A 26705-nucleotide genomic window follows, 5' to 3' on the forward strand; every position below is an offset into this window, starting at 1 on the left:
TTTGATCTTACCAAACGTAAGCTAGCACTTCGCCGCCGACGTTTTTACCTCTTGCTTCTTTATCGGTTACTAAACCTTCAGAAGTAGAAATGATTGCGATACCTAAACCGTTTAATACTTTTGGTACTTCGTCAGCTTTGACATAAGCACGCAAGCCTGGTTTAGAAATACGTTTTAAGTTTGTGATAACACGTTCGTCATTTTTACCGTATTTAAGAAAAACACGGATCATGCCTTGTTTGTCATCTTCGATATATTCAACATCACGTACGAAACCTTCACGTTTAAGGATTTCGGCGATATCACGTTTGATTTTTGAAGCAGGTACTTCTAACGAATCGTGTTTTACCATGTTGGCATTACGAATACGTGTTAGAAAATCTGCAATTGGATCTGTCATGACCATTGAACTGTTTACCTCCTTTATGCGAGTTTGTTTTACCAGCTAGCTTTCTTCACGCCGGGAATTTGACCTTTGTAGGCAAGTTCGCGGAAGCAAATACGGCAAAGATGAAATTTACGATAAACTGAATGTGGACGTCCGCAACGTTCGCAGCGAGTATACTCTTGCGTTGAATGTTTTGCAGGGCGTTTGTTTTTAGCAATCATTGATTTTTTAGCCAATTTTTTCGCCTCCTTGATTATTTTTGGAATGGCATTCCAAGTTGTGTTAATAATTCGCGTGATTCTTCGTCGGTTTTAGCAGTTGTTACAACAACGATATCCATACCACGGACTTTATCAACTAAATCATAATCTACTTCAGGGAAGATCAATTGTTCTTTAACACCTAAAGTAAAGTTACCACGGCCATCAAAGGATTTTTTGCTTACTCCATGGAAGTCACGTACACGTGGAAGTGATACAGACACTAATTTGTCTAAGAATTCATACATTCTTTCTCCACGTAGTGTTACTTTCGCACCGATTGGCATTCCTTCACGCAAACGGAATCCAGCGATTGATTTTTTAGCTTTTGTGATAATTGGTTTTTGACCAGAAATTAACGCTAATTCTTCAACAGCTTTATCTAAGTTTTTTGCATTTGATACCGCATCACCAACACCCATGTTGATGACAATCTTTTCAACTTTAGGAACTTCCATAACTGAATCATAATTGAATTTTTCCATCAAAGATGGTGTAATTTCACTTACAAATTTTTCTTTTAGGCGGTTCATCTATAAGATCCTCCTTCCTTGTTTAATTATTTATCTAAAGTTTCGCCGGTTTTCTTAGAAACACGGACTTTTTTTCCGTCAACCACTTTATAGCCAACGCGTGTCGCTTCTCCGTTTGAAGGGTCGATCACCATAACATTAGAAGCATGAATTGGTGCTTCTACCTCAACGATTCCGCCTTGAGGGGCTTCTTGAGAGGCTTTTTTATGTTTTTTAACGACATTGATGCCTTCAACAACGACTTTATCTTGTTTAGGAAGGGCTTCTAATACAACGCCTTCTTTATTTCTGTCTTTACCAGAGATAACTTTTACTTTATCGCCTTTTTTAACGAACATTACTGTTGCGCACCTCCTTTGGTTGAATCTTTCGATTATAATACTTCCGGTGCCAATGAAACGATCTTCATGAAGTTGCCTTCGCGTAATTCACGAGCGACAGGTCCGAAGATACGTGTTCCTCTTGGGCTCTTGTCATCACGAATGATAACAGCTGCATTTTCATCAAATTTGATATAAGAACCATCAGTACGGCGAGCGCCTGATTTAGTTCGAACGATAACGGCTTTAACGACATCACCTTTTTTGACAACACCACCTGGCGTTGCTTGTTTAACCGTAGCAACAATCACATCACCGATATTTGCGGTTTTGCGACCAGATCCGCCAAGAACTTTAATAGTTAAAATTTCACGAGCGCCTGAATTGTCAGCGATTTTTAAACGGCTTTCTGCTTGGATCACTTGTGTATCCTCCTTTCAGATTTAAAAAACATCTATATAGGAAAATCTCGTGTGATTAGATAATCACTGCTTTTTCAACAATTTCAACCAGACGGAAACGTTTGGTAGCTGATAATGGACGAGTTTCCATGATTTTCACGATATCGCCAATTTTTGCTTCATTGTTTTCATCGTGAGCTTTGTATTTTTTAGAATACTTCATACGCTTACCGTAGATTGGATGGTTCTTCTTGGTCTCAACGACAACAGTGATCGTTTTGTCCATTTTGTCAGATACCACGCGTCCTTGATAAACTTTACGTTGATTTCTTTCTTCAGTCATACTGGAAATGGCCTCCTTCCACTATTTGTCAGCTTGCTCGTGCAACACAGTTTTAATGCGTGCAATCGATTTACGTACTTCTTTAATACGTGCAGTGTTTTCTAATTGACCTGTTGCTAATTGAAATCTAAGATTGAACAATTCTTCTTTTAATTGTTTTTCTTGATCTAGCATTTCGGCAGTGGTTAATTCTCTGATATCTTTAACCTTCATTCGATTCACCACCCATTTCCTCGCGTTTTACGATCTTAGTCTTCATTGGTAATTTGTGAGAGGCAAGACGTAATGCTTCACGCGCAACTTCTTCAGGAACGCCGGCGATTTCAAACATAATCTTACCGCGTTTAACTGGTGAAACCCAGCCTTCAGGAGCCCCTTTACCTTTACCCATACGTACGCCGATGGCTTTTGATGTATATGATTTATGAGGGAAAATCTTAATCCATACTTTCCCACCACGTTTCATGTAACGAGTCATAGCGATACGTGATGCTTCGATTTGGCGGTTAGTGATCCAGTGTGATTCAACAGCTTGTAAGCCGAATTCACCAAATGCGATTTCTTTACCACCTTTAGCTTCTCCACGCATTTTACCGCGGAATTCACGACGGTGTTTTACACGTTTAGGTACTAACATGATTATTTCCCTCCTTTCTCAGTGTTTTTCTTTGTAGGAAGAATTTCTCCACGATAAATCCACACTTTAACTCCTAGTTTTCCGTATGTTGTATTCGCTTCTTCCCAAGCGTAGTCGATATCTGCACGCAATGTATGAAGAGGAACAGTACCTTCTGAGTATCCTTCTGAACGAGCGATATCCGCACCATTCAAACGACCAGATACTTGAGTTTTGATTCCTTTAGCGCCTGAACGCATAGTGCGTTGGATCGCTTGTTTTTGCGCACGACGGAAAGCAACACGGTTTTCTAATTGACGTGCAATTCCTTCTCCGACTAGTTTTGCATCTAAATCTGGTTTTTTGATTTCAACAATGTTGATGTGAACTCGTTTACCAGTTAATTTATTTAATTCTTTTCTTAGGCTTTCAACTTCAGATCCGCCTTTACCGATAACCATGCCAGGCTTAGCTGTGTGGATTGAAATGTTTACACGATTTGCAGCGCGTTCGATTTCAACTGTTGACACAGCGGCATCAGCAAGTTTAGTTGCGATGAACTTACGGATTCTCAAATCTTCGTGTAGAAATTCAGCATACTCTTTTTCGGCATACCATTTAGCATCCCACTCACGGATAATGCCTACACGCATTCCAATAGGATTTACTTTTTGACCCACTGATTATCCCTCCCTATTTTTCTGATACCACAACGGTAATATGACTTGTACGTTTGTTAATTGGTGAAGCTGAACCTTTTGCACGTGGACGGAAACGTTTCATTGTTGGTCCTTCGTTAACAAATGCTTCAGAAACTACCAAATTTTCAACATCTAAGTCAAAGTTGTTTTCTGCGTTAGCAACAGCTGACATCATAACTTTTTCAATGATTCCAGCAGATTTATTTGGTGTAAATTTCAAAATCGAAATTGCTTCCGCTACGCTTTTTCCTCTAATAAGATCGATAACTAAACGCGCCTTGCGAGGAGAAGTGCGAACTGTTTTCGCAGTTGCCTTAGCTGATGTAATTTGTTCTGCCATGTTAATATCCTCCCCTCAAAATTAACGTCTTGTTTTCTTATCGTCGGTGGCATGTCCACGATAAGTTCTTGATGGTGCAAATTCACCTAATTTATGTCCTACCATGTCTTCCTGGATGTAAACTGGCACATGTTTGCGTCCGTCATAAACAGCAATTGTAAATCCTACAAAACTAGGGAAAATTGTTGAACGACGAGACCAAGTTTTAATAACTTTTTTCTTTTCAACACCTTGTTGCGCTTCAACCTTTTTCATCAAATGGTCATCAACGAAAGGTCCTTTTTTCAAACTACGACCCATGGTGTACCTCCTCTCAAAATATGCGACACATAGTCAATGGTTCTATTTAGTCTTACGACGACGTACGATAAGCTTATCAGACGCAGCCTTCTTGTTACGTGTTTTATAACCCAATGCAGGTTGTCCCCAAGGAGATACTGGAGCTTTACGTCCGACTGGAGCTTTACCTTCACCACCACCGTGTGGGTGATCGTTAGGGTTCATTACGCTACCACGTACTGTTGGACGTTTACGCATCCAACGAGAACGACCAGCCTTACCGATGTTGATCAATTCGTGTTGTTCGTTACCAACAGAACCAATGGTTGCACGGCAAGTAGCTAAGATCATACGAACTTCGCCAGAGTTTAAACGTACTAATACGTATTTTCCTTCTTTACCAAGTACTTGAGCACTTGTACCAGCTGAACGGATTAATTGTCCGCCTTTGCCGGGTTTCATTTCAATGTTGTGGATTACAGTACCAACTGGAATGTTTTCAAGTGGTAAAGTATTTCCGATTTTGATATCTGCATCTGTTCCAGATACGATTGTCATGCCAACTTCTAAGCCTTTAGGGGCCAAGATGTAAGCTTTCACTCCGTCTGTATAATGAACTAATGCAATGTTTGCTGAGCGGTTTGGATCGTACTCGATCGTTTGAACTGTAGCAACCACGTTATCTTTGTTACGTTTAAAATCGATAACACGGTATTGACGTTTATGTCCGCCACCTTGATGACGTACAGTGATTCGACCGTTGTTGTTACGACCGGCGTTGTTTTTCAATGGTTCTAATAACGTCTTTTCAGGCGTTGAAGTCGTGATTTCAGCGAAATCAGAACTTGTCATATTACGACGACCATTTGTGGTAGGTTTGTACTTTTTAATCGCCACGTCTAGTTTCCCTCCTACTTACTTTACTAGTGATTTTCTGACGCTTATTCAGCAGCGTCAAAAAGTTGAATTTCTTTTGAGTCTTCAGATAAAGTCACAACAGCTTTGCGACGTTTTTTCGTGAAGCCTTGATATTTACCCATACGTTTTGCTTTTGGTTTAGCATTCATAATGTTTACATTTTTAACTTTAACGTCAAAAGCAGCTTCAACCGCTTGTTTAACTAAAGTTTTATTCGCACGAGTGTCAACTTCGAAAGTATATTTCTTTTCATCCATGTCTAACATAGATTTTTCAGTGATCACCGGGCGTTTAATTACGTCTAGTAAGTTCATTATGCAAGCACCTCCTCAATTTGAGTAAGAGCGGTTTGCGTTGCTAAGATTTTTTCATTAGCGACTACATCTAATACAGTAACGTTGTTTGAAGTAGTTACAGTCACGTTTGATAAGTTACGAGCAGCTAAGCCAGCAACTTCGTTTTCTGTTTCAAGAACAACTAATACCTTAGAATCGATAGACAAGCCAGTTAATACTTGCTTGAATTCTTTTGTTTTAGGTGCGTCAAAGCTTAAAGCGTCAACAGCAACTAAATTATTTTCAGCAACTTTTTCTGACAAAACAGATTTAATTGCTAAGCGACGAACTTTTTTAGGAAGTTTGTAACTGTATGAACGTGGTGTAGGTCCGAAGACGATACCACCTCCACGCCATTGTGGTGAACGGATAGAACCTTGACGAGCACGTCCAGTTCCTTTTTGACGCCATGGTTTGCGACCACCGCCACGAACTGCGCTACGATTTTTCACAGCGTGTGTTCCTTGTCTTAATGACGCGCGTTGCATAACGATTGCATCGTAAACAACACTCTCATTTGGTTCAATTCCGAAGATTTCTTCATTTAAAGTGATGTCACCGTTTTGAGTTCCATCTTGTTTGAATAATGCTACAGTTGGCATTCCTTAGTTCCTCCTTTCCTCTAACTATTATTTAGCTTTTACAGCTTTTTTGATAGTGATTAATGATTTTTTAGCTCCAGGTACATTACCCTTAACTAAGATAGCATTACGTTCAACGTCAACACGAGCAACTTCAAGATTTTGAATTGTCACGCGATTGCCGCCCATACGACCAGCTAATTTTTTATTTTTAAATACGCGGTTTGGTGCAACAGGACCCATAGATCCAGGACGACGGTGGTAACGAGAACCGTGAGCCATTGGGCCGCGGCTTTGTCCATGACGTTTGATAACGCCTTGGAATCCTTTACCTTTAGTCGTTCCGGTAACATCAATGATGTCTCCAGCTTGGAAAGTATCAACTTTCACTTCTTTACCTACTTCATAGTCTCCTAGCTCAACATCTTTGAATTCTCGAATGAAGCGCTTAGGAGCCGTGTTTGCTTTTGCAACATGACCTTTCGCAGGTTTGTTAGACAAAACTTCACGCATATCTTGGTAACCTAATTGAACTGCTTCGTAACCATCATTTTCCATTGTTTTCACTTGTAAAACAACGTTTGGAGTAGCTTCGATAACAGTAACTGGAATTAATTCACCAGATTCTGTGAAGATTTGAGTCATTCCCACTTTTTTCCCTAAGATTCCTTTGGTCATGATTACACCTCCATCTTCTTATTATAGTTTGATTTCAATATTCACACCTGATGGTAAGTCAAGCTTCATTAAAGCATCAACTGTCTTCGGTGTTGGGTTCACAATGTCGATTAGACGTTTGTGAGTCCGCATTTCGAATTGTTCGCGTGAATCTTTGTATTTATGAGTCGCACGGATTACAGTGTAAAGACTGCGTTCAGTTGGTAATGGAATTGGACCTGAAACGCCAGCTCCAGTTCTTTTTGCAGTTTCCACGATTTTATCCGCTGATTGATCTAAAATACCATGTTCATACGCTTTTAAACGGATACGAATTTTTTGTTTTGCCATCTTGTTCCCTCCTTCGCCTATTTTAAAAGTAGACATAGCTCCACGAAAATCTCCGTCACGCTCGTTCGTGGCAAAGCGTCCGGGCGTGTCGCAACCTCTCGTTTCAAAGCCGACGGATTCTTTTCGAACCCCCCAGTGTTTGTTGCACTCCTGCAAACAGCACCTTTATGATTATATTATATGAGACCTATGATTGCAAGGATTTTCTGAGTAATTTTCGATTTTTCGTCCTGTTTTCAGAAAACAGTAAAATTTAACAGATAGAAAAAATTTTCTTTCCTATTATTTAGGTATTCATTTCACCTTTTTTAACAGATGATAAAATCTCTTTGAAAAGGTATAAGCATCTCCAGGCCAGCGAGCTGAAAGATAATTACGATCTTCCGTGACAAATGCTGGTGATTCATTCTTTAGAGAATCACGACGTAGCGAAAAGGCACCTGATTGAAATTGTTTCGAACTTTTCAGACCAGATTTCACTTCATCCTCCACTGTTATTGGATAGGTTCGATAATAATCACCCAGCCATAGCACCGTTAAATAGTACGCACTCATTTCCTGCATTTTTAATAGAGAAGTTGTTTGATAATCATAGAGCACGGATCGTTGATTTTGCGGATTTATCGTTCTAATTGCTAAAATAGTACCATGACAGATCGCACCTATTATTTTCTTTTCAGCAAAGAATTTTGCAACTTTTGCTTGTAAGACCGAGGACTCTAAATAAGTCTTCATTCCTTTATCGTGCCCTCCTGGCAATATAAGTCCATCGTAGTCGCTTACTTTGATCTCCGAATAACTGATCGGATGCTTAAATGCGGTATCCGCACTCATTCGTTGGTACGCCTCGATCGCTGTATCATTTGCCATTAAAAAAGTCTTGAAAACGCCAAAACCTCTACCCGTGATTAGGCGCTCATCCGCAGCAGCAGCCTTTCCGTTGGGCGTCGCAAAAACGATTTCAACCCCTCGGCTCGTTAGGTATTCCCAAGGCACCGCTGATTCTGTTGGATCGAACCCGTAATGAGGCAATGGAATAAGGATCATATTACACCTCTTCTTTCAAAAGATTTACATTGGTATCGTACTAAAATTTTTAATAAATTTGAAACGATAGCATCTAAATCAGTTTTAACCAGCAATTCGAAATGTGAACGTGTAGCTAACAAAAAAAAGAGTCACCGATAAATCGGTGACTCTTTACGTCCGAGCAAATTTTAAGTTGTAGGTTGATTAAGCTTTGATTGTAGTTACAACGCCTGAACCAACAGTACGTCCGCCTTCACGAATAGAGAAACGAGTTCCGTCTTCGATCGCGATTGGGTGGATTAATTCAACTTCCATAGTTACGTTATCACCAGGCATTACCATTTCAGTACCTTCTGGTAGATCAACTACACCAGTTACGTCAGTTGTACGGAAGTAGAACTGAGGACGGTAGTTAGTGAAGAATGGAGTATGACGTCCGCCTTCTTCTTTAGTTAAAACGTAAACTTCTGCAGAGAATTTTGTATGTGGAGTGATTGAAGCTGGTTTAGCCAATACTTGCCCACGTTGGATGTCTTCACGTGCAACACCACGTAATAATGCACCAATGTTATCGCCTGCTTCAGCGTAATCTAACAATTTACGGAACATTTCAACACCTGTAACAGTTGTTTTAGCAGTTGCTTCAGCAATACCTACGATTTCAACTTCGTCACCAACGCGAACTTGTCCACGTTCAACACGACCAGTTGCAACAGTTCCACGACCAGTGATTGAGAATACATCTTCGACTGGCATCATGAATGGTTTGTCAGTATCACGAACTGGTGTTGGGATATATTCATCAACAGCAGCCATTAATTCTAAGATTTTTTCTTCGTATGAAGCATCGCCTTCTAAAGCTTTCAAAGCTGAACCAGCGATAACTGGAGTGTCGTCACCTGGGAAGTCGTATTCTGACAATAAGTCACGAACTTCCATTTCAACTAGTTCTAGTAATTCTTCATCATCAACCATATCCATTTTGTTTAAGAATACAACGATGTAAGGAACACCAACGTTACGAGATAACAAGATGTGTTCACGAGTTTGAGGCATAGGACCATCAGCAGCAGATACTACTAAGATAGCTCCGTCCATTTGTGCAGCACCAGTGATCATGTTTTTAACGTAGTCCGCGTGTCCTGGGCAGTCAACGTGAGCATAGTGACGGTTGTCAGTTTCATACTCAACGTGAGCAGTGTTAATAGTGATTCCGCGTTCGCGTTCTTCTGGAGCACCATCAATTTGTGCGTAATCCATAGCAGTCGCGCCGCCTTTTTTAGCAAGTACAGTTGTAATTGCTGCTGTTAAAGTAGTTTTACCATGGTCAACGTGTCCGATAGTACCAATGTTAACATGGGGTTTTGAACGGTCAAATTTTTCTTTAGCCATTTAAAATGTTCCTCCTAAATGAGTTTTGTTTTTTATTCTGATAGGTCCGTACCGCAGAAGCGATACGAGCCCATATCATCAGTTAATTATTTTACATGAAATACTGTTAAAAATATAGGTCTTTTACTAGAAACCTGCCAAAATCAATTGACTTTTAAGAATTATTCAGCTTTGCCGCCGTTTTTCTTAATAATCTCTTCTTGAACAGATTTTGGTACATCTTCATAGTGGTCAAAGACCATCATGAATGTTCCGCGTCCTTGAGTAGAAGAACGAAGCGTTGTTGCGTAACCGAACATTTCAGCTAACGGTACAATAGCGTTAACGATTTGTGCGTTACCATGAGCTTCCATACCTTCAACACGACCACGACGAGCAGTTACGTGACCCATAACATCACCTAAGTAATCTTCTGGAACAGTAATCGTAACCTTCATCATTGGTTCAAGAATCGCAGGGCTAGCTTTCTTCGCAGCAGCACGGAGCGCCATAGACGCAGCTACACGGAAGGCCGTTTCATTCGAATCGACATCATGGTATGAACCATCATAAAGTTTCGCTTTAATATCAACCAATGGATAACCAGCTAGTACACCGTTTGCCATTGAATCTTCTAATCCCTTTTCAACTGCTGGAATGTATTCACGAGGAACCACACCACCGACAATTGCATTTTCAAATTCAAAGCCGGCACCTTCTTCGTTTGGCGTAAATTCTATCCATACGTGACCGTATTGACCTTTACCACCAGACTGACGTACAAACTTACCTTCTGCATTTGTCGCAGCACGGAATGTTTCACGATAAGATACTTGAGGCGCACCAACGTTTGCCTCTACTTTAAATTCACGACGCATACGGTCGACTAAAACGTCCAAGTGAAGTTCACCCATACCAGCGATAACAGTTTCGCCAGTTTCAACGTTTGTTTCAACGCGGAATGATGGATCTTCTTCAGCAAGTTTTTGTAATGCAATACCCATTTTATCTTGGTCAGCTTTTGATTTTGGTTCAACAGCAACTTCGATAACTGGATCAGGGAATTCGATAGATTCTAAAATAACTGGTGCATCTTCAGCACAGAGTGTATCCCCAGTTGTTGTATCTTTCAATCCAACAGCGGCAGCGATATCACCTGAGTAAACTGTATCAATTTCTTTACGAGTATTTGCATGCATTTGCAAGATACGACCGATACGTTCACGTTTACCTTTAGATGCGTTCAAAACGTATGAACCAGAGTTTAAAACACCTGAATAAACACGGAAGAATGTTAAACGACCTACGAATGGGTCAGTCATAACTTTAAACGCTAGTGATGAGAATGGAGCTGAATCATCAGCCGGACGTTCAGTTTCTTCGTCAGTTTTAGGGTTAAAACCTTTGATTGCAGGTACGTCAGTAGGTGCTGGAAGATAGTCAATGACTGCATCCAACATCAATTGAACCCCTTTATTTTTGAATGCTGATCCACATAAAACTGGATAGAAATCAACAGCTAGTGTAGCTTTACGGATACCCGCTTTTAATTCTTCATCAGTGATTTCTTCACCTTCTAAGAATTTCATCATTAGGTCTTCATCAGTATCAGCAACTGCTTCAACTAATTTTTCACGCCATTCTTCAGCTAACTCTTGATAATCTGCAGGGATTTCAGTCTCTTGGATTTCAGTCCCTAAATCATTTGTGTAGATTTCAGCTTTCATTTTAACTAAGTCGATAATACCAGTGAAGTCATCTTCAGCACCAATTGGTAATTGGATTGGATGAGCATTCGCTTGTAAACGATCATGTAAAGTGCTCACTGAATAAAGGAAGTCCGCACCGATTTTATCCATTTTGTTACAGAATACAATACGTGGTACAGCGTATTCTGTTGCTTGACGCCAAACAGTTTCTGTTTGTGGTTCTACACCTGATTGTGAGTCCAACACAGTTACTGCACCGTCAAGAACACGTAATGAACGTTGAACTTCAATTGTGAAATCCACGTGCCCTGGGGTATCAATAATATTTACGCGGTGACCCTTCCATTGTGCAGTTGTTGCAGCAGAAGTGATCGTGATACCACGTTCTTGTTCTTGTTCCATCCAGTCCATTTGAGAAGCGCCTTCGTGGGTTTCACCAATTTTATGGATTTTACCAGTGTAGTACAAGATACGCTCAGTTGCTGTAGTTTTACCTGCATCAACGTGGGCCATGATCCCGATATTACGAGTATTGTCTAGAGAAAATTCTCTTGCCATTTCTTTGTTTGCTCCTCTCTTAAATTGAAATTAGTATTGTTGAGTCGTTTTTCTGCCAACTTTCGTCGGCAGAAAAAATCTTACCAACGATAATGAGCAAATGCACGGTTGGCTTCCGCCATTTTGTGTGTATCTTCGCGTTTTTTAACAGAAGCGCCAGTGTTATTAGCAGCATCCATAAGTTCTTTCGCTAAGCGTTCTTCCATTGTATGTTCGCCGCGTAAACGAGCGAAGTTAACAACCCAACGCAATCCCAATGTAGTACGACGTTCTGGACGTACTTCAACGGGTACTTGATAGTTAGAACCCCCAACCCGGCGAGCTTTAACTTCTAATACAGGCATAATATTCTCCATTGCTTGTTCGAAAACTTCCAATGGATCATTTCCTGTTGATTCTTTAATTGTGCTAAAAGCATTGTATACGATATTTGAAGCAGTACCACGTTTGCCGTCAACCATTACACGGTTGATTAAACGAGTTACTAACTTAGAGTTATACATAGGATCTGGCAAAACATCACGTTTTGCAATCATTCCTTTACGAGTCATACGTAACTCCTCCTTCCGAAAATATGTCTTATCTATTCGTTTGATTAAGCTTTAGGTTTTTTAGTACCGTATTTAGAACGGCTTTGTTTACGATCGTTTACACCGGCAGTATCTAGTGCGCCACGAACGATATGGTAACGTACCCCTGGTAAATCTTTTACACGTCCACCACGTAATAGAACAACACTATGTTCTTGTAGGTTATGGCCGATACCTGGAATATAAGCTGTTACTTCAATCAAGTTTGACAAACGAACACGAGCATACTTACGTAACGCTGAGTTAGGTTTCTTAGGTGTCATAGTCCCCACACGTGTACAAACTCCACGTTTTTGTGGTGAGTTCACGTTTGTTTGAGCTTTTTTAAAGCTATTATATCCTTTGTTCAATGCTGGTGAATTTGATTTTTCCACCTTTGATTTACGAGGTTTACGTACTAATTGGTTAATTGTAGGCATTCCTTGTTTCCTCCTTCCTCGATTCGCTTTCTAGTACCACACATCCTGGTGGTTCTTTTTCGGCGATAAAAAATAATGCATCCCTGCATTCTCTATCAAGCGTACCTTGACACAGTCAGCACGTCCCATTCGAGAGACCTGTTCACAAAGCACCTTTGTTAGCATACCACGGTTGGATTTTACTGTCAACAAACATTCTGGACTTTTTTCTTCTTTTATTCTCAAGTAGTTTTTTTGCATAAAATATTTGGACTAAGAAAAATTTCATTCTATTCCAATTGGCTTTTTTTCTCATAAAGACAGTAAGTAAACGCATTCACTTTTTTGGTCTTTTTTACTGAAAAGGCTATCTTTTTTCTTTTTTTGCGATTACAATGGACGTAACTTAGCAGAAGGTGGGATTTTTCAATGAATTTGAAAGAGTTAGTTGGGATCGAAGCAGCGAAATATGTCAAAGACGGGATGATTGTCGGATTAGGAACTGGATCTACGGCTTATTACTTAGTAAAAGAATTAGGGCGTCGAGTAAACGAAGAAGGCTTGAAGATTACTGGTGTAGTAACTTCATCTAAAACAGAGGAGCAAGCAAGAGAATTAGGCATTCCTCTGAAAGCTATCGATGATGTAGAATCCGTCGATCTTACTATTGATGGTGCAGATGAAATCAGCGATGACTTCCAAGGTATCAAAGGCGGCGGCGCAGCTCTGCTTTTCGAGAAAGTGGTAGCAACTTATTCAAAAGACTGCATGTGGATCGTAGACGAAAGCAAGATGGTCAATAAACTGGGTAAATTCCCTTTACCAGTTGAAGTCGTACCATTTGGTAGTCATAACGTTTTTCGTTTATTTGAATCGCGCGGCTATACTCCGACTTGGCGCATGAATGACGCCAATGAATATTTGTTAACAGATGGCGGGCATTACATTATTGATCTGCACCTAGATACGATTGAAGATCCTCATGCATTAGCTGAAGAATTGGACACTTGTGTGGGTGTTGTTGAGCACGGATTATTCATTGATATGATATCGCGTGTAATCGTCGGCACGCCAGAAGGGCCAAAAATCCTCGAAGTACCTGGAAAATAATTTTTATAAAAATCCCTTTAAAGCTCGTGATTTGATAAAAAACACACTCAATTTAATGGAAATCATGGCAGAAACATTGTACAATGAATCAGGAATTGAAAATTTCAGAAATTTCAAAAGGAGAGAATGATATGCCAAAATTAGTTTTTTCTCGTCACGGCTTAAGTGAATGGAACAAATTGAACCAATTTACAGGCTGGGCAGACGTTGATTTGGCTCCAGAAGGTGTCGAAGAAGCAAAAGAAGGCGGACGTAAAATTAGAGAAGCAGGAATTGAATTCGATGTAGCTTACACATCTGTTTTAACTCGTGCGATCAAAACTTGTGACTTGATTTTAGAATACTCTGATCAACTTTGGGTACCAACGATTAAATCTTGGCGCTTAAACGAACGTCACTATGGTAAATTGCAAGGATTGAACAAAAAAGAAACCGCTGAAAAATACGGTGACGAACAAGTTCATATCTGGCGCCGTTCATACGACGTATTACCTCCATTGATGGAAGCTACTGACGAAGGTTCAGCAGCACAAGAACGTCGTTATGCAATGTTAGACCCTCGCGATATTCCTGGCGGCGAAAACCTAAAAGTTACTTTGGAACGTGCATTGCCTTTCTGGCAAGATGAAATCGCTCCTGCTTTGAAAGATGACAAAACTGTTTTAGTTGCTGCGCATGGTAATTCATTGCGTGCATTAGCTAAACACATCGAAGGCATTTCTGATGCAGATATCATGGACTTAGAAATCCCAACAGGTCAACCATTAGTTTATGAATTAAACGATGACCTAACAGTAGCTAAAAAATACTATTTATAAAATTCTTCCCGGCTCAATAATTGGGCCGGGTTTTCTGTATAAAAAAAGACATAAAAAGAAAAAATTCTTTTCATGTCTTTTTTTATGCGGCCGAGAAGACTCGAACTTCCACGGTATTACTACCACTAGCGCCTGAAGCTAGCGCGTCTGCCAATTCCGCCACGACCGCGATTATAAATCACTTCTTTATTTTAGCATAAAATAAAGATTTTAATAAAAAAAAACGCTGGGAAACCCAACGCTTTAATCATGACTCAAAAAACTTGCAACCTTTGTAGCAATCAAATCAATCGCTACATGATTTTCTCCGCCTTCTGGCACGATGATATCTGCATAACGCTTCGTTGGTTCAATAAATTGATGATACATCGGTTTCACTACGGTCAGATATTGATCAATCACTGAATCTAACGTTCGACCGCGTTCATTCATGTCACGCTTAATTCGACGAATGATTCGGGTATCGTCATCCGTATCCACGTAGATTTTTATATCCATCAAATCTCGCAAGCGCTCGTCTTCCAAAATTAGAATACCTTCTACTATAATAACTTCCTTCGGTTCCTGTACATAAACTTGATCACTGCGTGTATGTGCTACGTAATCATAAATTGGTACTTCCACCGTTTGGTAACTCGTTAATCCTTTTAGATGCTCGATCAATAAATCTGTGTCAAAGGCAAATGGATGATCGTAATTAGTTTTTAATCGTTCATCAAAGCTGATACCGCTTTGGTCTTTATAATAAGAATCATGCTCCAACATCATAATAGAGTGATTTGGAAATCGATTGTAGATCGCACGACTGACACTCGTCTTCCCACTGCCTGAACCGCCTGTTACACCAATAATGATCGGCTTGTTTTTCATGCAAATAAAACCTCTTTCGTTTTTTCATTAGTCCTATTATAGCGAAACAGCGTTAAATTGCTATTAAAAACTCAAAATTCTTCTAAAATTTGATAGAGGTCGGTCAATTCTTTAATTTGAAATGTCGGTTTGATCTCATTTGGTTCTTGTTGTTGTGGATTCATCCAGATCGTATCAATGCCAGCCACTTGTCCGCCTTTGATATCTGAGGTTAAAGAATCACCAATGATCACCGTCTTTTCCTTATTCAAACGTGGAATCTCAGAAAAAACAATATCAAAAAATTCTTTCATCGGTTTATGAACACCCATTTCTTCAGAGATAAAGAATTTCTTGAAGTACGGTGCTAGACCCGATTTTTTCAACCGCTGATGCTGTGTTACGGAGACACCATTCGTCACGATGTAAAGGTCCTCTTTCTGACTTAGAGCTTCTACGACCTCTAGACTATTTGCGATCAATTGATACCCTTGATTCAAATACTGGCGATAACGTGCTTCGGTATTGGGCCCATCCACTTCTCGTTCATACTGTTCGAAAAATAAACGAAAGCGATTGTCTAGCAGCTCTTGGCGTGACAGCAAACCTGCTTCATGATCGCGCCAAAAACCTTGATTCATTTTTTTATAATTATTTTTTACTGATAATGAGGGTTCTACCCCCATATCTTGGAACAACCAGCTAAGCGCTTGTTCTTCCGCTGCTTTAAAATCTAGCAATGTATCATCAATATCAAATAAAATTGTCTCGTATCGCATCTTCAAACCTTCTATCTAAAATATGTTTTTAATTGTTGAAGCTCCTCTTGTGCCAGTGAACGATAGTCGCCTTGCGCCAAATCTTCCGGCAACTGTAGCGGTCCCATCGTAAGTCGCTTCAAACTTGTTACTTTTTTCCCACAAGCCAAAAACATTTTTTTGACTTGATGAAATTTTCCTTCTCGAATTGTCAGCAATACTTCCGAATGGCTCGGCTCAGAACTCAAAATTTCCAATTGTGCTGGCTGACAACGAATCCCTCCGTGAAAAACGATGCCTTCTTCAAATGCCGAGATATCTTCGTGTGTCACCATTTCATTGACCGTCGCACGATATGTTTTCGTTACCTTGGAGCCTGGTTGCAAAAGATCATACCCTAATTGGCCATTATCAGTCAAAAGTAACAAACCTGTTGTGTCACGATCCAAACGACCGACCGGATACAAGTCGGCCGGCCGTTCAGTTTTCGCGACCAATTCTATTACCGTTTGAAATTTCGAGTCGCTCTTCGCGGTTACAACACCTGCTGGTTTATTCAGTAAATAATAGACATGGTTCGTCTGCAGATTCTGACCATTAACCTGGATTTCATGCAGTTGGCTATCCACGTTGCGCTGCTGATTGAATTCAGCAACACCATCAACAAAGACTTTCTTCATAAGAAACAAACGCTTCATTTCTTTGCGAGTTGTCGCTAAATTTTGTTCGATTACTTTGTCTAACCGCATTTTTGAAACTCCTTCAAATCTGTCGGACTCATTATACCGAAATTTCAAAAAAAGACAAAACCACTTAGGTCTTGTCTTTACATTTTATTCATTTTTGAAGGTAAACGTCACATCATCCAGATTTGTCATTGAAGCAAATTTTTCGTCATACAATCTGACTGACAGTTTGAATTCTTGCTCGTGATAAAGTTTTTCATACGACTCTTTGTCTGTCGCAAACACTAGATACTTCGTTGCCTCTTCCCCAACAGGTAAATCCGTTTTCTCTGCTGTGACCTCGAGTCCATTTTGAGACATCGTTTTTACAGAGTTTCCCATCGTTAATGAACCCGACGTATTGCCAAATTTTATTGGCGCTTTTCCATCATTTTTCACCATAAGTTTGGTCGTCAACAAAACAACACCGGTCTCAAATTTCTTGAAGCGGGAAGCCTGATCTTCATTTGGAACAAATTCAGTAAATTGATAACCGTCTAAGGTCACCTTAATACCTTCAAATTCTTTCGTTTCATTTGGTTCTTTTGAAGCTAGTAGTGTTTTGGTCCCCATATTCTCTACAGTTGCTTTGTCTTGATAGAAAGCACTAGCATCTTCGACTTTCTTTTCACCCTCAACATTGAAAGAGACTGGCTCTTCTTTTTTTGCTAAAACGGCATCAGCTGATTTAAAGCTGTCCTTTTTAGTATAGATACCAGGAATTTCCAGCATTGCTTCGCCGTGTTCGACAATTTTCTCCATCGCCTCTGGTTTTATCGACAATGCTACAAATCCACGAATTTGCGCTTTTTCTGCCACTTCATTATCTTTTTTGATCAGGTCGCTGACTAAGTCTTCCGCTAACAGTTCTTTTTTGCGCATAATTGCGGCATTGTAACCGGTCAGATTTAAAGAAAAACCAGGACCTACGTAAACCTTTTGATCCATCTTGTTTTGAATCGACGCATCCATGATTACTACGCCGCCCTTTTCATGCTGACCACCGAATGGAATATCAAAGTTGCGAGAAAAGTTTTCGATCTGGTAATACCGATAGCCCTCGATCGTTACCTTAGCATCCTCGTTCTCCGATACAATCGGTTCTTTATTTTCATAAAGCAGATTGATCTTTTCCGCTTCCGTTTCCGTCTTCAACACTTTTTCGACTGCTTCCCAATCCCCAGATTCCTCACTTTGTTTTCCTGCATCACTTTCTTTCGTGCTCTCTTTTGTACTTCTTTCAGTCGTTTTTTCGGTTTTGCTTGTTTGCTCACTGCTGCTCGCTGTATCCTCAGATGTGTCGTTACCACACCCTGTCACTAAGACTAACCCCATCAATAAACTTGCAACCAACTTCCACTTTTTCATTGTTACCCTCCATTTTGCTACTTGATACTTTAAGATAGCAGTTTCAAACTAATAAGACAAATACGCTTTCATTCTTATAAAATAGCTCGAAAATCAATAATAAATGGCGGTGACTATTTATAAATCGAAAAAATGAACACTTATCTGCGTGTGTTTATTTTTCATAGTTATTCTTTTTTAATATACACAGCTTATTTATAAAGAAAAAATATTTTCTTTTGATGTCATTTTTGCTCGTCTTTTAGCAAATAATCCCTCGTGTGAAAGTCTTTTCTTAAACTTTTTGGCTTGCTCCTTTTGTCTCTTTTCAATAAAGAAAAGGGATTATCCTTGCAATTTCATGAGATACGTCCTAGAATTTAATTATACGAGTCAGAGATTCGTATGATTAAGTGAATCGACACTTCGGTGTCAAAGGTTTCTCATACACAGCGTTACGACCTGGTAGAGAAAGTTGAACTTAGACTTTTTTTGGACAGTTGTGTATTCAACTGTCTTTTTGCGTTTTCGCGAAGCCATTGTGCTGAGAATAACCCGTCACTTAAATAAAATCTGTCTGAACAAACCACAGACAGTCACATTTTAAGGAGGAATTTGGTTATGGCAGTATCATTGAAAGTAGAAGAAAGAGCAACTCGTCCCCGTTCCGTTCGCAATCAATTGCGTCACGAAGGAAAAGTCCCTGCAGTCGTTAATGGTTACAAAGTAGAAAGCACACCTATCTCAATTGATGAACGTGACTTCTCAAAATTATTGCGTGAAAATGGTGCAAACACTGTTTTTACAATTGAAATTGGCGGCAAAAAAGTAAATACTTTATTGCGCGGATCTCAAATGGATACTTTTACTCATCGTTTAACTCACGTTGAATTATTATCAGTAAACTTATCAGAAGAAACAGAAGCAGAAACAGAAATCAACTTAGTTGGTGAATCTGCAGGCGTGAAAGCTGGCGGTGTATTAACTCAAACACTTTATACAGTAACTGTTTCCGCAACACCAGAAAAATTACCAGAAGGTATCGAAGTAGACATCTCTGGATTAGAAATCGGCGAATCGATCTCTATCGGCGATCTACCTAAAAACGCTGATTACACGATCGTAACGGATGCTGAAGAACAAATCGCAGCGATCCAAGAAGCTCAAGAACTTCCTGAAGAAGACGCTCCTGCTGAAGGCGCTGAACCAGAAGTCATCGGCGAATCAACGGAAGAATAGAAACTTAGCGGGGCATGCCGAAAGATATTTCGGCATGCCTCTTTTTATGGTAGTAACTATCTCTTAACCTGATCAGCAAATGTACGTTCTTTTACTTTTTCTTATATACCAAGCACAATGAGTGGTCTTTTTGGAAAAAAAGATTTACAATAAGTCACTACAAAGCTTACTTGTACTTTAAGTAAGTGATTCCAACTAAAGGAGGAAAATCTATGTTTGAAACATTTGATTCGAAAAAAAGTCGTTATGCCTCTGTCGGTGTGGTGTCCAGCTTGCCGGGCGAGCTGATTGATAGTATCTGGTATATCATTGACTTAGACTTGAAGGGTTTGATCCCATTAGAAAATATCTTAAGTTTTGACTTAATCAACAATGATGGCCATGTCACGATGCACTTCTCTCAAGAGGGAAGCAGCGTTGAGATGGGAATTGATTTACCCTTTGGCTACTCTAATGAGTTTCCGCAAGAGGTCTATGCTTATGATGACGGCAGCCGTCAAACTATTTTGTTGCCGAATGAGATTCGCCAACGTTAGCTGATAGGACAATCCTTTTTTGAGGGTTGTCTTTTTTTCTTAACATTTTAAGCGAGACTCTTGCTTTCAGAAAAATATGTGGTACTATCAATCAGAAAATTTTTTTAGAAAGCAGGAAAAAAATGAAAGAGTTGACTCATGGAAATCCAGCAAAGCTGATTATTCTATTCGCTTTGCCTTTATTTGTAGGAAATGTTTTTCAGCAATTTTATAGCATGGTGGACATGGTCGTGGTTGGGCAGACTTTAGGAAAAGATGCGCTTGCCGCAGTTGGAGCCACCAGCAGTGTCAGTTTTTTGATTATTGGTTTTGCGCAAGGATTGACAGCGGGTCTCTCGATCATTACAGCGCAGCGGTTTGGTGCTAAGGATGCTCAAGGGGTTCGAAAAAGTTTCGCCACCTCTATTATGATCAGCCTCGGAGTAACTGTTGTTTTAACAACTTTGAGTTTGCTATTTTTGCGCCCTTTACTGCTTTTGATGCAAACGCCGCCGGAACTTTTAAATCAAGCGCAAGAATTTATTTCAGTCATTCTAGCCGGAATTTTCGCCTCAATGAGCTTTAACCTTTTATCTAATATGGTTCGAGCGTTAGGTGATAGCCGGACTCCTTTATTTTTCTTGGCATTTGCAGTCGTAATCAATGTTGTTTTAGATCTCGTTTTTATTATTTATTTTCATATGGGGGTTGCCGGAGCCGGATTCGCTACAGTCATTGCACAAGTATCAGCAAGCCTCATGTGTGTCTGGTTTATTCGCAGGAAAATCCCTCTGCTGCAAATCAGCCGAAAACATTTCACTTTCGATAAACAAGATTTCCGAACACATCTAAACGCAGCTTTGCCAATGGGATTTCAGTCATCCATTATTGCGATTGGCGCGGTAATTTTACAATCTGCCCTGAATACGTTAGGAACTGATGTTGTTGCTGCTCAAACAACGGCCAACCGAATCGATCAATTTGCGATTTTGCCTATGATGTCCTTTGGTATCACTATGGCGACTTTCACGGCACAGAATTTAGGCGCGAAGGAATATGGACGAATTTTACGCGGCGTCAAACAATGTTTGATGATGAGTATTGCATTTAGTATTCTTGCCGGTGTGCTGGTAATAACTTGTGGTCACTTCTTCGTCGCTCTATTTGTAAGTCGGAGTGAAGTACAAGTATTTGAATTAGCGCAGACTTATTTCAATATCAACGGTTCCTTGTATTGGGTTTTGGCTATCTTATTTATTCTTCGATACACTTTACAAGGATTAGGACAAGCAAAAATCCCGACAATTGCCGGGATCATGGAATTAGTTATGCGTTCCTTCGCTGCTATTATCTTGACTCATGCCTTTGGTTTTGCAGGTGCTGCTTTTGCTTCTCCTTTGGCTTGGATTGGTTCAACAGCTGTCTTGTTGGCTTCCTACTTCAAAGCGATGAGACATTTGAAAAAATTGGATCATGAACAGCAAGTCCAGCTGCAAATAAAGAGTGAGGCCTAGGCCTCACTCTTTTGCTAGCTGATAGTAAACATTCAGCATATTTTGTGAAAATTCTGAAGTAAACTCTTTGGCTGTATCAATAATCTGGTTGCATCTAGAAAAATAGAGATGAAAATAAATTTGCGAATCATCCTCTAAAATTCGCGCCACTGCCGAAGCATAATTCGTAATCAACAAATCTTTGACTAATTCATCCGACTCCCCAAAAATACCCGTAAAATCCAATCCGCACTCTACAAAATAGAGTTCTACATCAATTAATGCCCGCTGATTTAAGCAGCTTTTTCGGAAGTGCCGCAATAACTCCTTGGCCTTCTCCAAGGAATAATCAATCTTTCCTCGTGGGAAAAATGCTTGATCCAATTTTTGCTTGGTTGCTTTGGCCAAACGTAATCCGTAATCATCTCCCAAAAAACGCGAATCGACAATTTGTTGAGAGACTTCAGAATGTTTGTATAGCTGACAGATCAATTCTCTTAACTGTTCGTCATCCGCTTCACGAAGTTTTTCTCTTAATCCCGATATTGTCATTTCCATTTTGCAACCCTCCCCTTCACTATTTTCTAATCTTAATTTAACTTATTAGCAATAAAAAGAAAAGAGCTTTTGCCTTTTCTTTAAGCCAAAAGCTCTTATTAAGAATAAATTTTTTGGATGAGAGTGTTTGGATCAGTCTTTTCTTAGAGATCGAACTCCCTATTTCTAAGAATCTATATTTTTCGTTCCTTAAGCCATGTTTTTCTTGTTTCACCAACGATCAACGGCACTGTTTCATAGGTTACTTCACTATACTCTATCCCAAACCAGCGTTCTGGAGTAACCGTATGGTGCTTAATTGCCAGTCGTGCCTGCATGACTTGACGATCCCATTTATCTAACTTCGTCGTCGTAGACAATACTTCTTGGATCATCACAAAGCGAAAATCACCAACTTGGCGTCCCGGTGTCAAAGAATAATGCTGCGGTTGTTTTGGCAGCCGTCCTTGTTTCATCAAATCATGAATAATTTGGCGCAAGTAAACATTGACGTCCTGCGCGACACGAAAACCTAAGAACAGCTTGACCTTAACGATGAAATCCGTTCCCATCATATCGATACTGTACTCTTCCGTGTACGGTTCATCCGTTACTTCAACATTTACAAACCAATAGACTTTTGCCCGTTTCAAGCGTTTATCTAAAATCGAGTAGATAAACTGTTGAGGAATTTTATCACCATCCAAGCGCGGAACTAAAAAGACCACGTTGGTTTGATAATATGGAATTTTTTCATCACTATGCAATTCTTGTAATTGCGGGAGATAATCCTTAAAATTCACATCTTGGCTGGCATTTTCTTGTACGCGATTGCTGCGATACCAAATATACATGACACTCAATATCAAGAGTGCCATTCCCACTGCTACAAAACCACCGTGGAAAAATTTGGTAACACTTGAGAGGAAGAAAAAGCCTTCTAACGTACCGAAAAAGAGCAGCATCAAACCGGCTAAAATCCGTGATGTTCCATTTTGCAGTAAATAATGATACAACAAGAAAGTTGTCATCAACATGGTTACTGTAATGGATAGGCCATAGGCTGCTTCCATATGACTCGATGTACGGAACGTCAAGACGATTAACGAACAGGCCCCCCACAAAATCATATTGATCGCGGGAATGTACATCTGCCCAATGCTTTTCCCAGGATACATGATCCGCATTCTTGGCAATAATTTCAGTTTAATCGCTTCAGAGACTAATGTGAACGAGCCAGAGATCAAAGCCTGGGAAGCGATAACCGCAGCGATCGTCGCAAAGACTACCCCGAAAATCATCCAGCCATCCGGTAAAATTTGGAAGAAAGGATTTAAATTTTCGATTCCTTCAATTGAAGCATTGCCCTTCGCATGTAAAATCCATGCCGCTTGTCCCGCATAGTTTAACATTAAACAAAGCAAAACATAGGGCCAGCTGAAACGAATATTCTTTTTACCTACATGTCCCAAGTCAGAATACAATGCTTCGGCACCCGTCGTTGCCAAGAAAATACTTCCCAAAATAAAGATACCCATTTTATTATCGGGGTTGAACAATAAATGGATTGCATAATAGGGATTCAAAGCCTTGATTACACTGAAGTCATACGGAATATTTAACAGCCCCATCAACCCCAAAAATGTAAACCATAAAAACATGATCGGTCCAAAGGCCTTCCCAACGAAGTCCGTCCCAAATCGTTGAATCAAAAATAAAAAGAGCAAAATCACTAATGTAATGATTACAATGACATTTTGATTATTCCCAAACTCTTGATAAAAATCAGGAATCCCCCGCAAACCTTCGATCGCTGTTGTTACTGTTACGGCTGGCGTCAACACACCATCAGCCAGTAATGCCGCCCCACCAATCATCGCCGGCACAATCAAATATTTACCGCCTTTGCGCACCAACGTATACAATGAGAAAATTCCTCCCTCACCATGATTATCGGCTCTTAAAGCGATCAATACATATTTAACGGTAGTTAACAGCATCACCGTCCAAAAAACTAACGAGACCGCACCCAGAACAAAGTCTTGAGTTACAGTACTTAATCCGCCATTTTCTTCCAAAATAGCTTTCATTACATATAATGGGCTTGTTCCAATATCGCCATAAACGACACCCATCGCAATCAACAGCCCTGCCGCTGAAAGCTTTTTGATATGTTCTTTCTTTTTTTCCATTTCGCACACTCCTGTTACAGCCAAATGCTGAATCGGTATTCATTTTTCTATATAAAAGTTTCAAGTTTGCTGCGCGAATCCGCTAAAGCAGGAAGTGAAACTCGCAAAAAAGACCTAAACAACAGCTTCCACTATTGTTTAGGTCTTGCAAATTATCTCTTAGACCAGCGCTGAGCACTAGTTGTTGATCTAAAAGCATAGAGTTTACTCTATGTCGCTACTCCCCTAAAACTTAACCGTATTATCCAGTTTTCAAAGAGAATTGTCAAAGAATACCCTCAAAATAGAAACTATTTTTCTTCTTTTTTGCTTTCTTCTTCTTTCAGCATAGCTTTACGAGAAGCGTTCACACGACCTTGACGATCGATTTCTGTAACCTTAACTAAGACTTCATCACCCATTTTTACAACGTCTTCAACTTTATTGACACGTTCGTTGGCAAGTTGTGAAATATGAACCAATGCGTCTTTGCCCTTGATCAAGTTTACAAAAGCACCAAATTTTTCAACTCGAACGACTTTACCTAAGTAAACTTCGCCGACTTTGACTTCTTTGGTCAATTCTTCAATGATCTTGATGGCTTTCTTGATCATGTCTGCGTCAGATGAAGCGATGCTGACATTGCCGTCTTGATCGATATCGATCTTCACGCCAGTTTCATCAATGATTCCATTGATTGTGTCGCCGCCTTTACCGATAACTGTCTTGATCTTATCTGGATCGATTTGGATCATTTCAATCTTCGGTGCGTATGGGCTTAATTCTTCACGTGGTGCAGCAATTGTATCTGTTAAGACTTCAAGGATTTCCATCCGGGCTTTTTTCGCTTGAACCAATGCTTCAGAAAGGATTTGTTCAGTGATCCCTTGAATCTTGATATCCATTTGAAGTGCAGTGATCCCATCTTTTGTTCCAGCAACTTTAAAGTCCATGTCGCCAAGGTGATCTTCTAGCCCTTGGATATCTGTTAAGATCGTATAGTTTTCACCATCAGAAACAAGTCCCATTGCGATCCCGGCAACTGGTGCTTTAATTGGTACCCCAGCATCCATCAAAGCCAATGTTCCAGCACAAATACTTGCTTGGGAAGAAGAACCATTTGATTCCAACACTTCCGCTACTAGACGAATTGTGTAAGGAAAATCTTCTTCGCTTGGGATAATTTGAGCTAAAGCACGTTCCCCTAATGCACCATGACCGATTTCACGACGACCTGGTGAGCCCGCACGACCTGTTGAACCAACTGAGAATTGCGGAAAATTGTAATGATGGATGAATCGTTTGCTTTCAACTGATCCCAAACCATCAATAATTTGATGTTCGCCTAAAGGAGCCAATGTACAAGCAGACAATGCTTGCGTTTGTCCCCGAGTGAATAGACCAGAACCGTGAACCCGCGGCAATAGACCTGTTTCAGCAGCCAATGGACGAATTTCGTCTAATTGACGGCCATCAGGACGAATTTTGTCGATCGTGATTAACTCACGAACCACATCTTTTTCAAGATCTTCTGCAATTTGTTTTACTTCTTTAGTAATTTGAACTAAATCTTCTGTTTCAACATTTGCAAATTTTTCAGCGTAAACTTCTTTAACGGTTTCTTTAACCTTTTCGATTTCATCTTCGCGATCTAATTTATCCATCGTCATTACAGCTGTTTTCATTGTTGAATAATAGCTGTCGAAGATTTCTTTTTTCAATTCAGCGTCCACTTGTAATAAAGAAATTTCCATTTTTTCTTTACCGACTGCCGCAACGATTTCAGATTGGAAAGCGACCATTTCTTTGATTGCTTCGAAACCAAACAGCAATGCGCCTAGCATATCTTCTTCAGAAACTTCTTTTGCACCAGATTCTACCATGTTGATAGCTTGCTTAGTTCCGGCAACCGTTAAATCGATATCTGATTCTGCATGTTGTTCCACAGTAGGATTCAACACGTATTCGCCATTCACACGACCTACGTCAACACCTGCGATAGGTCCGTCAAATGGAACATCCGAGATAGCTAACGCTAATGAAGAACCAAACATCGCTGCCATCGCTGGTGAACAATCTTGTTCTACACTCATTACAACGTTTGTTACTTGAACTTCATTACGGAAACCATCCGCAAACATAGGACGAATTGGACGGTCAATTAAACGTGCAGTTAATGTCGCATCTGTACTTGGACGACCTTCACGTTTGATAAAGCCGCCAGGGATTTTACCCACTGCATACATTTTTTCTTCGTAATTAATTGTTAATGGGAAAAAGTTCGTATCCTTCGCTTCTTTTGAGGCAACCGCCGCACTTAATACGACTGTATCGCCATAGCGAACTAAGACTGCGCCATTGGCTTGTTTGGCAAGCTGACCGATTTCAACTTGCAGAGGGCGTCCGCCCCAAGTGGTTTTGAAAACTTGTTTTTCTGACATAATTTCTCCTTTTCCCTTTGACCA

Annotated in this window: 33 protein-coding genes and 1 tRNA gene; 5 read left to right on the plus strand and 29 right to left on the minus strand. The window is 40.0% G+C overall.

Annotated features, from left to right (window positions below; all coding sequences use genetic code 11):
- Positions 1–7: 7 nt before the first annotated feature.
- The 21 genes from rpsH to rpsL form a co-directional block, all read right to left on the minus strand.
- Positions 8–406, minus strand: a complete 399-nt coding sequence (gene rpsH, locus PGP85_RS09545) for a 30S ribosomal protein S8 (protein ID WP_010742763.1) — start codon at positions 404–406, stop codon at positions 8–10.
- Between the two features lie 32 nt (positions 407–438).
- Positions 439–624 carry a type Z 30S ribosomal protein S14 gene (locus PGP85_RS09550; protein ID WP_028020384.1) on the minus strand — a complete coding sequence of 62 codons (186 nt, stop codon included), beginning with the start codon at positions 622–624 and terminating at the stop codon, positions 439–441.
- Between the two features lie 17 nt (positions 625–641).
- Complete coding sequence (gene rplE / locus PGP85_RS09555) at positions 642–1181, minus strand: 50S ribosomal protein L5 (RefSeq protein WP_010742762.1); 540 nt, start codon at positions 1179–1181, stop codon at positions 642–644.
- A gap of 26 nt (positions 1182–1207) precedes the next feature.
- On the minus strand, positions 1208–1519 hold the full coding sequence (rplX, locus tag PGP85_RS09560; protein ID WP_010742761.1) for a 50S ribosomal protein L24: 312 nt from the start codon (positions 1517–1519) through the stop codon (positions 1208–1210).
- 35 nt (positions 1520–1554) lie between these two features.
- On the minus strand, positions 1555–1923 hold the full coding sequence (gene rplN / locus PGP85_RS09565) for a 50S ribosomal protein L14 (RefSeq protein ID WP_010742760.1): 369 nt from the start codon (positions 1921–1923) through the stop codon (positions 1555–1557).
- 55 nt (positions 1924–1978) lie between these two features.
- The gene (rpsQ, locus tag PGP85_RS09570; RefSeq protein WP_010742759.1) at positions 1979–2245 is read right to left on the minus strand and encodes a 30S ribosomal protein S17; all 267 of its coding nucleotides are present in this window, start codon (positions 2243–2245) and stop codon (positions 1979–1981) included.
- Between the two features lie 21 nt (positions 2246–2266).
- Positions 2267–2458, minus strand: a complete 192-nt coding sequence (gene rpmC / locus PGP85_RS09575) for a 50S ribosomal protein L29 (protein ID WP_010742758.1) — start codon at positions 2456–2458, stop codon at positions 2267–2269.
- Complete coding sequence (gene rplP, locus PGP85_RS09580) at positions 2448–2882, minus strand: 50S ribosomal protein L16 (RefSeq protein ID WP_010742757.1); 435 nt, start codon at positions 2880–2882, stop codon at positions 2448–2450. Before rplP ends, rpmC begins: the two co-directional genes overlap by 11 nt.
- Before the next feature lie 2 nt (positions 2883–2884).
- Entirely contained in the window at positions 2885–3541 is a 657-nt protein-coding gene (rpsC, locus tag PGP85_RS09585) for a 30S ribosomal protein S3 (RefSeq protein WP_010742756.1), read from the minus strand.
- A 13-nt stretch (positions 3542–3554) separates the two neighbouring features.
- Positions 3555–3902 (minus strand): 50S ribosomal protein L22, encoded by a 348-nt coding sequence (gene rplV / locus PGP85_RS09590; protein WP_010742755.1) that lies wholly within the window; start codon positions 3900–3902, stop codon positions 3555–3557.
- Between the two features lie 21 nt (positions 3903–3923).
- Positions 3924–4202, minus strand: a complete 279-nt coding sequence (gene rpsS / locus PGP85_RS09595; RefSeq protein ID WP_270327298.1) for a 30S ribosomal protein S19 — start codon at positions 4200–4202, stop codon at positions 3924–3926.
- Positions 4203–4244: 42 nt separating this feature from the next.
- On the minus strand, positions 4245–5078 hold the full coding sequence (gene rplB / locus PGP85_RS09600) for a 50S ribosomal protein L2 (RefSeq protein ID WP_010742753.1): 834 nt from the start codon (positions 5076–5078) through the stop codon (positions 4245–4247).
- A gap of 44 nt (positions 5079–5122) precedes the next feature.
- Positions 5123–5413, minus strand: coding sequence for a 50S ribosomal protein L23 (locus PGP85_RS09605; RefSeq protein ID WP_010742752.1), 291 nt, complete (start codon positions 5411–5413; stop codon positions 5123–5125).
- Positions 5413–6036 (minus strand): 50S ribosomal protein L4, encoded by a 624-nt coding sequence (gene rplD, locus PGP85_RS09610; protein ID WP_010742751.1) that lies wholly within the window; start codon positions 6034–6036, stop codon positions 5413–5415. The genes PGP85_RS09605 and rplD overlap by 1 nt, the downstream gene beginning before the upstream one ends.
- 27 nt (positions 6037–6063) lie before the next feature.
- Positions 6064–6693 carry a 50S ribosomal protein L3 gene (gene rplC, locus PGP85_RS09615; RefSeq protein ID WP_010742750.1) on the minus strand — a complete coding sequence of 210 codons (630 nt, stop codon included), beginning with the start codon at positions 6691–6693 and terminating at the stop codon, positions 6064–6066.
- A 21-nt stretch (positions 6694–6714) separates the two neighbouring features.
- A complete protein-coding gene (rpsJ, locus tag PGP85_RS09620; protein ID WP_010742749.1) occupies positions 6715–7023 on the minus strand; it encodes a 30S ribosomal protein S10 in 309 nt (102 codons plus the stop codon).
- A gap of 294 nt (positions 7024–7317) precedes the next feature.
- Entirely contained in the window at positions 7318–8070 is a 753-nt protein-coding gene (locus PGP85_RS09625) for a type 1 glutamine amidotransferase domain-containing protein (RefSeq protein ID WP_270327301.1), read from the minus strand.
- 186 nt (positions 8071–8256) lie between these two features.
- Complete coding sequence (gene tuf / locus PGP85_RS09630; RefSeq protein WP_010742747.1) at positions 8257–9444, minus strand: elongation factor Tu; 1188 nt, start codon at positions 9442–9444, stop codon at positions 8257–8259.
- A gap of 161 nt (positions 9445–9605) precedes the next feature.
- On the minus strand, positions 9606–11690 hold the full coding sequence (gene fusA, locus PGP85_RS09635; protein WP_010742746.1) for an elongation factor G: 2085 nt from the start codon (positions 11688–11690) through the stop codon (positions 9606–9608).
- Between the two features lie 80 nt (positions 11691–11770).
- Positions 11771–12241, minus strand: coding sequence for a 30S ribosomal protein S7 (rpsG, locus tag PGP85_RS09640; RefSeq protein WP_010742745.1), 471 nt, complete (start codon positions 12239–12241; stop codon positions 11771–11773).
- Positions 12242–12285: 44 nt separating this feature from the next.
- A complete protein-coding gene (rpsL, locus tag PGP85_RS09645; RefSeq protein WP_010742744.1) occupies positions 12286–12699 on the minus strand; it encodes a 30S ribosomal protein S12 in 414 nt (137 codons plus the stop codon).
- Positions 12700–13107: 408 nt separating this feature from the next.
- Between rpsL and rpiA the strand changes: the two genes are divergently transcribed.
- Together rpiA and gpmA are read left to right on the plus strand one after the other, a co-directional pair.
- Entirely contained in the window at positions 13108–13788 is a 681-nt protein-coding gene (rpiA, locus tag PGP85_RS09650) for a ribose-5-phosphate isomerase RpiA (protein ID WP_270327303.1), read from the plus strand.
- Between the two features lie 131 nt (positions 13789–13919).
- On the plus strand, positions 13920–14606 hold the full coding sequence (gene gpmA / locus PGP85_RS09655) for a 2,3-diphosphoglycerate-dependent phosphoglycerate mutase (protein WP_270327304.1): 687 nt from the start codon (positions 13920–13922) through the stop codon (positions 14604–14606).
- 85 nt (positions 14607–14691) lie between these two features.
- Here the strand turns inward: gpmA and PGP85_RS09660 are convergent.
- The 5 genes from PGP85_RS09660 to PGP85_RS09680 form a co-directional block, all read right to left on the minus strand.
- Positions 14692–14775, minus strand: a tRNA-Leu gene (locus PGP85_RS09660).
- Between the two features lie 74 nt (positions 14776–14849).
- The gene (udk, locus tag PGP85_RS09665) at positions 14850–15476 is read right to left on the minus strand and encodes a uridine kinase (protein WP_270327306.1); all 627 of its coding nucleotides are present in this window, start codon (positions 15474–15476) and stop codon (positions 14850–14852) included.
- A 71-nt stretch (positions 15477–15547) separates the two neighbouring features.
- Entirely contained in the window at positions 15548–16234 is a 687-nt protein-coding gene (locus tag PGP85_RS09670; protein WP_090407627.1) for a YjjG family noncanonical pyrimidine nucleotidase, read from the minus strand.
- Positions 16235–16245: 11 nt separating this feature from the next.
- Positions 16246–16962 carry a 16S rRNA pseudouridine(516) synthase gene (locus tag PGP85_RS09675; protein ID WP_270327309.1) on the minus strand — a complete coding sequence of 239 codons (717 nt, stop codon included), beginning with the start codon at positions 16960–16962 and terminating at the stop codon, positions 16246–16248.
- An 84-nt stretch (positions 16963–17046) separates the two neighbouring features.
- A complete protein-coding gene (locus PGP85_RS09680; RefSeq protein WP_270327312.1) occupies positions 17047–18306 on the minus strand; it encodes a hypothetical protein in 1260 nt (419 codons plus the stop codon).
- Positions 18307–18906: 600 nt separating this feature from the next.
- Between PGP85_RS09680 and PGP85_RS09685 the strand changes: the two genes are divergently transcribed.
- The 3 genes from PGP85_RS09685 to PGP85_RS09695 all read left to right on the plus strand — a co-directional run bounded on the left by PGP85_RS09685 (position 18907) and on the right by PGP85_RS09695 (position 21553).
- Positions 18907–19524 (plus strand): 50S ribosomal protein L25/general stress protein Ctc, encoded by a 618-nt coding sequence (locus PGP85_RS09685; RefSeq protein WP_010742738.1) that lies wholly within the window; start codon positions 18907–18909, stop codon positions 19522–19524.
- Positions 19525–19736: 212 nt separating this feature from the next.
- Positions 19737–20060: a DUF960 domain-containing protein gene (locus PGP85_RS09690; RefSeq protein WP_010742737.1), complete on the plus strand. Its 324-nt coding sequence runs from the start codon at positions 19737–19739 to the stop codon at positions 20058–20060.
- Positions 20061–20182: 122 nt separating this feature from the next.
- Positions 20183–21553 (plus strand): MATE family efflux transporter, encoded by a 1371-nt coding sequence (locus PGP85_RS09695; protein ID WP_090407633.1) that lies wholly within the window; start codon positions 20183–20185, stop codon positions 21551–21553.
- Between the two features lie 3 nt (positions 21554–21556).
- Here the strand turns inward: PGP85_RS09695 and PGP85_RS09700 are convergent, their stop codons facing one another.
- The 3 genes from PGP85_RS09700 to pnp all read right to left on the minus strand — a co-directional run bounded on the left by PGP85_RS09700 (position 21557) and on the right by pnp (position 26681).
- Complete coding sequence (locus tag PGP85_RS09700) at positions 21557–22090, minus strand: hypothetical protein (RefSeq protein WP_090407637.1); 534 nt, start codon at positions 22088–22090, stop codon at positions 21557–21559.
- Between the two features lie 173 nt (positions 22091–22263).
- Positions 22264–24261 carry a KUP/HAK/KT family potassium transporter gene (locus tag PGP85_RS09705; RefSeq protein ID WP_010742734.1) on the minus strand — a complete coding sequence of 666 codons (1998 nt, stop codon included), beginning with the start codon at positions 24259–24261 and terminating at the stop codon, positions 22264–22266.
- A 290-nt stretch (positions 24262–24551) separates the two neighbouring features.
- Complete coding sequence (gene pnp, locus PGP85_RS09710) at positions 24552–26681, minus strand: polyribonucleotide nucleotidyltransferase (RefSeq protein ID WP_010742733.1); 2130 nt, start codon at positions 26679–26681, stop codon at positions 24552–24554.
- Positions 26682–26705 lie beyond the last annotated feature (24 nt).

This window comes from Enterococcus malodoratus (assembly GCF_027659535.1).
GTDB classification, from domain to species: domain Bacteria; phylum Bacillota; class Bacilli; order Lactobacillales; family Enterococcaceae; genus Enterococcus_A; species Enterococcus_A malodoratus.

Excerpts from the sequence above, each read along its gene's own strand:
- rpsH (WP_010742763.1), bottom strand. The coding sequence starts at position 406 with ATGGTCATGACAGATCCAATTGCAGATTTTCTAACACGTATTCGTAAT.
- rplE (WP_010742762.1), bottom strand. The coding sequence starts at position 1,181 with ATGAACCGCCTAAAAGAAAAATTTGTAAGTGAAATTACACCATCTTTG.
- rplX (WP_010742761.1), bottom strand. The coding sequence starts at position 1,519 with ATGTTCGTTAAAAAAGGCGATAAAGTAAAAGTTATCTCTGGTAAAGAC.
- rpsQ (WP_010742759.1), bottom strand. The coding sequence starts at position 2,245 with ATGACTGAAGAAAGAAATCAACGTAAAGTTTATCAAGGACGCGTGGTA.
- rpmC (WP_010742758.1), bottom strand. The coding sequence starts at position 2,458 with ATGAAGGTTAAAGATATCAGAGAATTAACCACTGCCGAAATGCTAGAT.
- rplP (WP_010742757.1), bottom strand. The coding sequence starts at position 2,882 with ATGTTAGTACCTAAACGTGTAAAACACCGTCGTGAATTCCGCGGTAAA.
- rplV (WP_010742755.1), bottom strand. The coding sequence starts at position 3,902 with ATGGCAGAACAAATTACATCAGCTAAGGCAACTGCGAAAACAGTTCGC.
- rpsS (WP_270327298.1), bottom strand. The coding sequence starts at position 4,202 with ATGGGTCGTAGTTTGAAAAAAGGACCTTTCGTTGATGACCATTTGATG.
- PGP85_RS09605 (WP_010742752.1), bottom strand. The coding sequence starts at position 5,413 with ATGAACTTACTAGACGTAATTAAACGCCCGGTGATCACTGAAAAATCT.
- rplD (WP_010742751.1), bottom strand. The coding sequence starts at position 6,036 with ATGCCAACTGTAGCATTATTCAAACAAGATGGAACTCAAAACGGTGAC.
- rplC (WP_010742750.1), bottom strand. The coding sequence starts at position 6,693 with ATGACCAAAGGAATCTTAGGGAAAAAAGTGGGAATGACTCAAATCTTC.
- rpsJ (WP_010742749.1), bottom strand. The coding sequence starts at position 7,023 with ATGGCAAAACAAAAAATTCGTATCCGTTTAAAAGCGTATGAACATGGT.
- PGP85_RS09625 (WP_270327301.1), bottom strand. The coding sequence starts at position 8,070 with ATGATCCTTATTCCATTGCCTCATTACGGGTTCGATCCAACAGAATCA.
- tuf (WP_010742747.1), bottom strand. The coding sequence starts at position 9,444 with ATGGCTAAAGAAAAATTTGACCGTTCAAAACCCCATGTTAACATTGGT.
- fusA (WP_010742746.1), bottom strand. The coding sequence starts at position 11,690 with ATGGCAAGAGAATTTTCTCTAGACAATACTCGTAATATCGGGATCATG.
- rpsG (WP_010742745.1), bottom strand. The coding sequence starts at position 12,241 with ATGACTCGTAAAGGAATGATTGCAAAACGTGATGTTTTGCCAGATCCT.
- rpsL (WP_010742744.1), bottom strand. The coding sequence starts at position 12,699 with ATGCCTACAATTAACCAATTAGTACGTAAACCTCGTAAATCAAAGGTG.
- rpiA (WP_270327303.1), top strand. The coding sequence starts at position 13,108 with ATGAATTTGAAAGAGTTAGTTGGGATCGAAGCAGCGAAATATGTCAAA.
- gpmA (WP_270327304.1), top strand. The coding sequence starts at position 13,920 with ATGCCAAAATTAGTTTTTTCTCGTCACGGCTTAAGTGAATGGAACAAA.
- udk (WP_270327306.1), bottom strand. The coding sequence starts at position 15,476 with ATGAAAAACAAGCCGATCATTATTGGTGTAACAGGCGGTTCAGGCAGT.
- PGP85_RS09670 (WP_090407627.1), bottom strand. The coding sequence starts at position 16,234 with ATGCGATACGAGACAATTTTATTTGATATTGATGATACATTGCTAGAT.
- PGP85_RS09675 (WP_270327309.1), bottom strand. The coding sequence starts at position 16,962 with ATGCGGTTAGACAAAGTAATCGAACAAAATTTAGCGACAACTCGCAAA.
- PGP85_RS09680 (WP_270327312.1), bottom strand. The coding sequence starts at position 18,306 with ATGAAAAAGTGGAAGTTGGTTGCAAGTTTATTGATGGGGTTAGTCTTA.
- PGP85_RS09685 (WP_010742738.1), top strand. The coding sequence starts at position 18,907 with ATGGCAGTATCATTGAAAGTAGAAGAAAGAGCAACTCGTCCCCGTTCC.
- PGP85_RS09690 (WP_010742737.1), top strand. The coding sequence starts at position 19,737 with ATGTTTGAAACATTTGATTCGAAAAAAAGTCGTTATGCCTCTGTCGGT.
- PGP85_RS09695 (WP_090407633.1), top strand. The coding sequence starts at position 20,183 with ATGAAAGAGTTGACTCATGGAAATCCAGCAAAGCTGATTATTCTATTC.
- PGP85_RS09700 (WP_090407637.1), bottom strand. The coding sequence starts at position 22,090 with ATGGAAATGACAATATCGGGATTAAGAGAAAAACTTCGTGAAGCGGAT.
- PGP85_RS09705 (WP_010742734.1), bottom strand. The coding sequence starts at position 24,261 with ATGGAAAAAAAGAAAGAACATATCAAAAAGCTTTCAGCGGCAGGGCTG.
- pnp (WP_010742733.1), bottom strand. The coding sequence starts at position 26,681 with ATGTCAGAAAAACAAGTTTTCAAAACCACTTGGGGCGGACGCCCTCTG.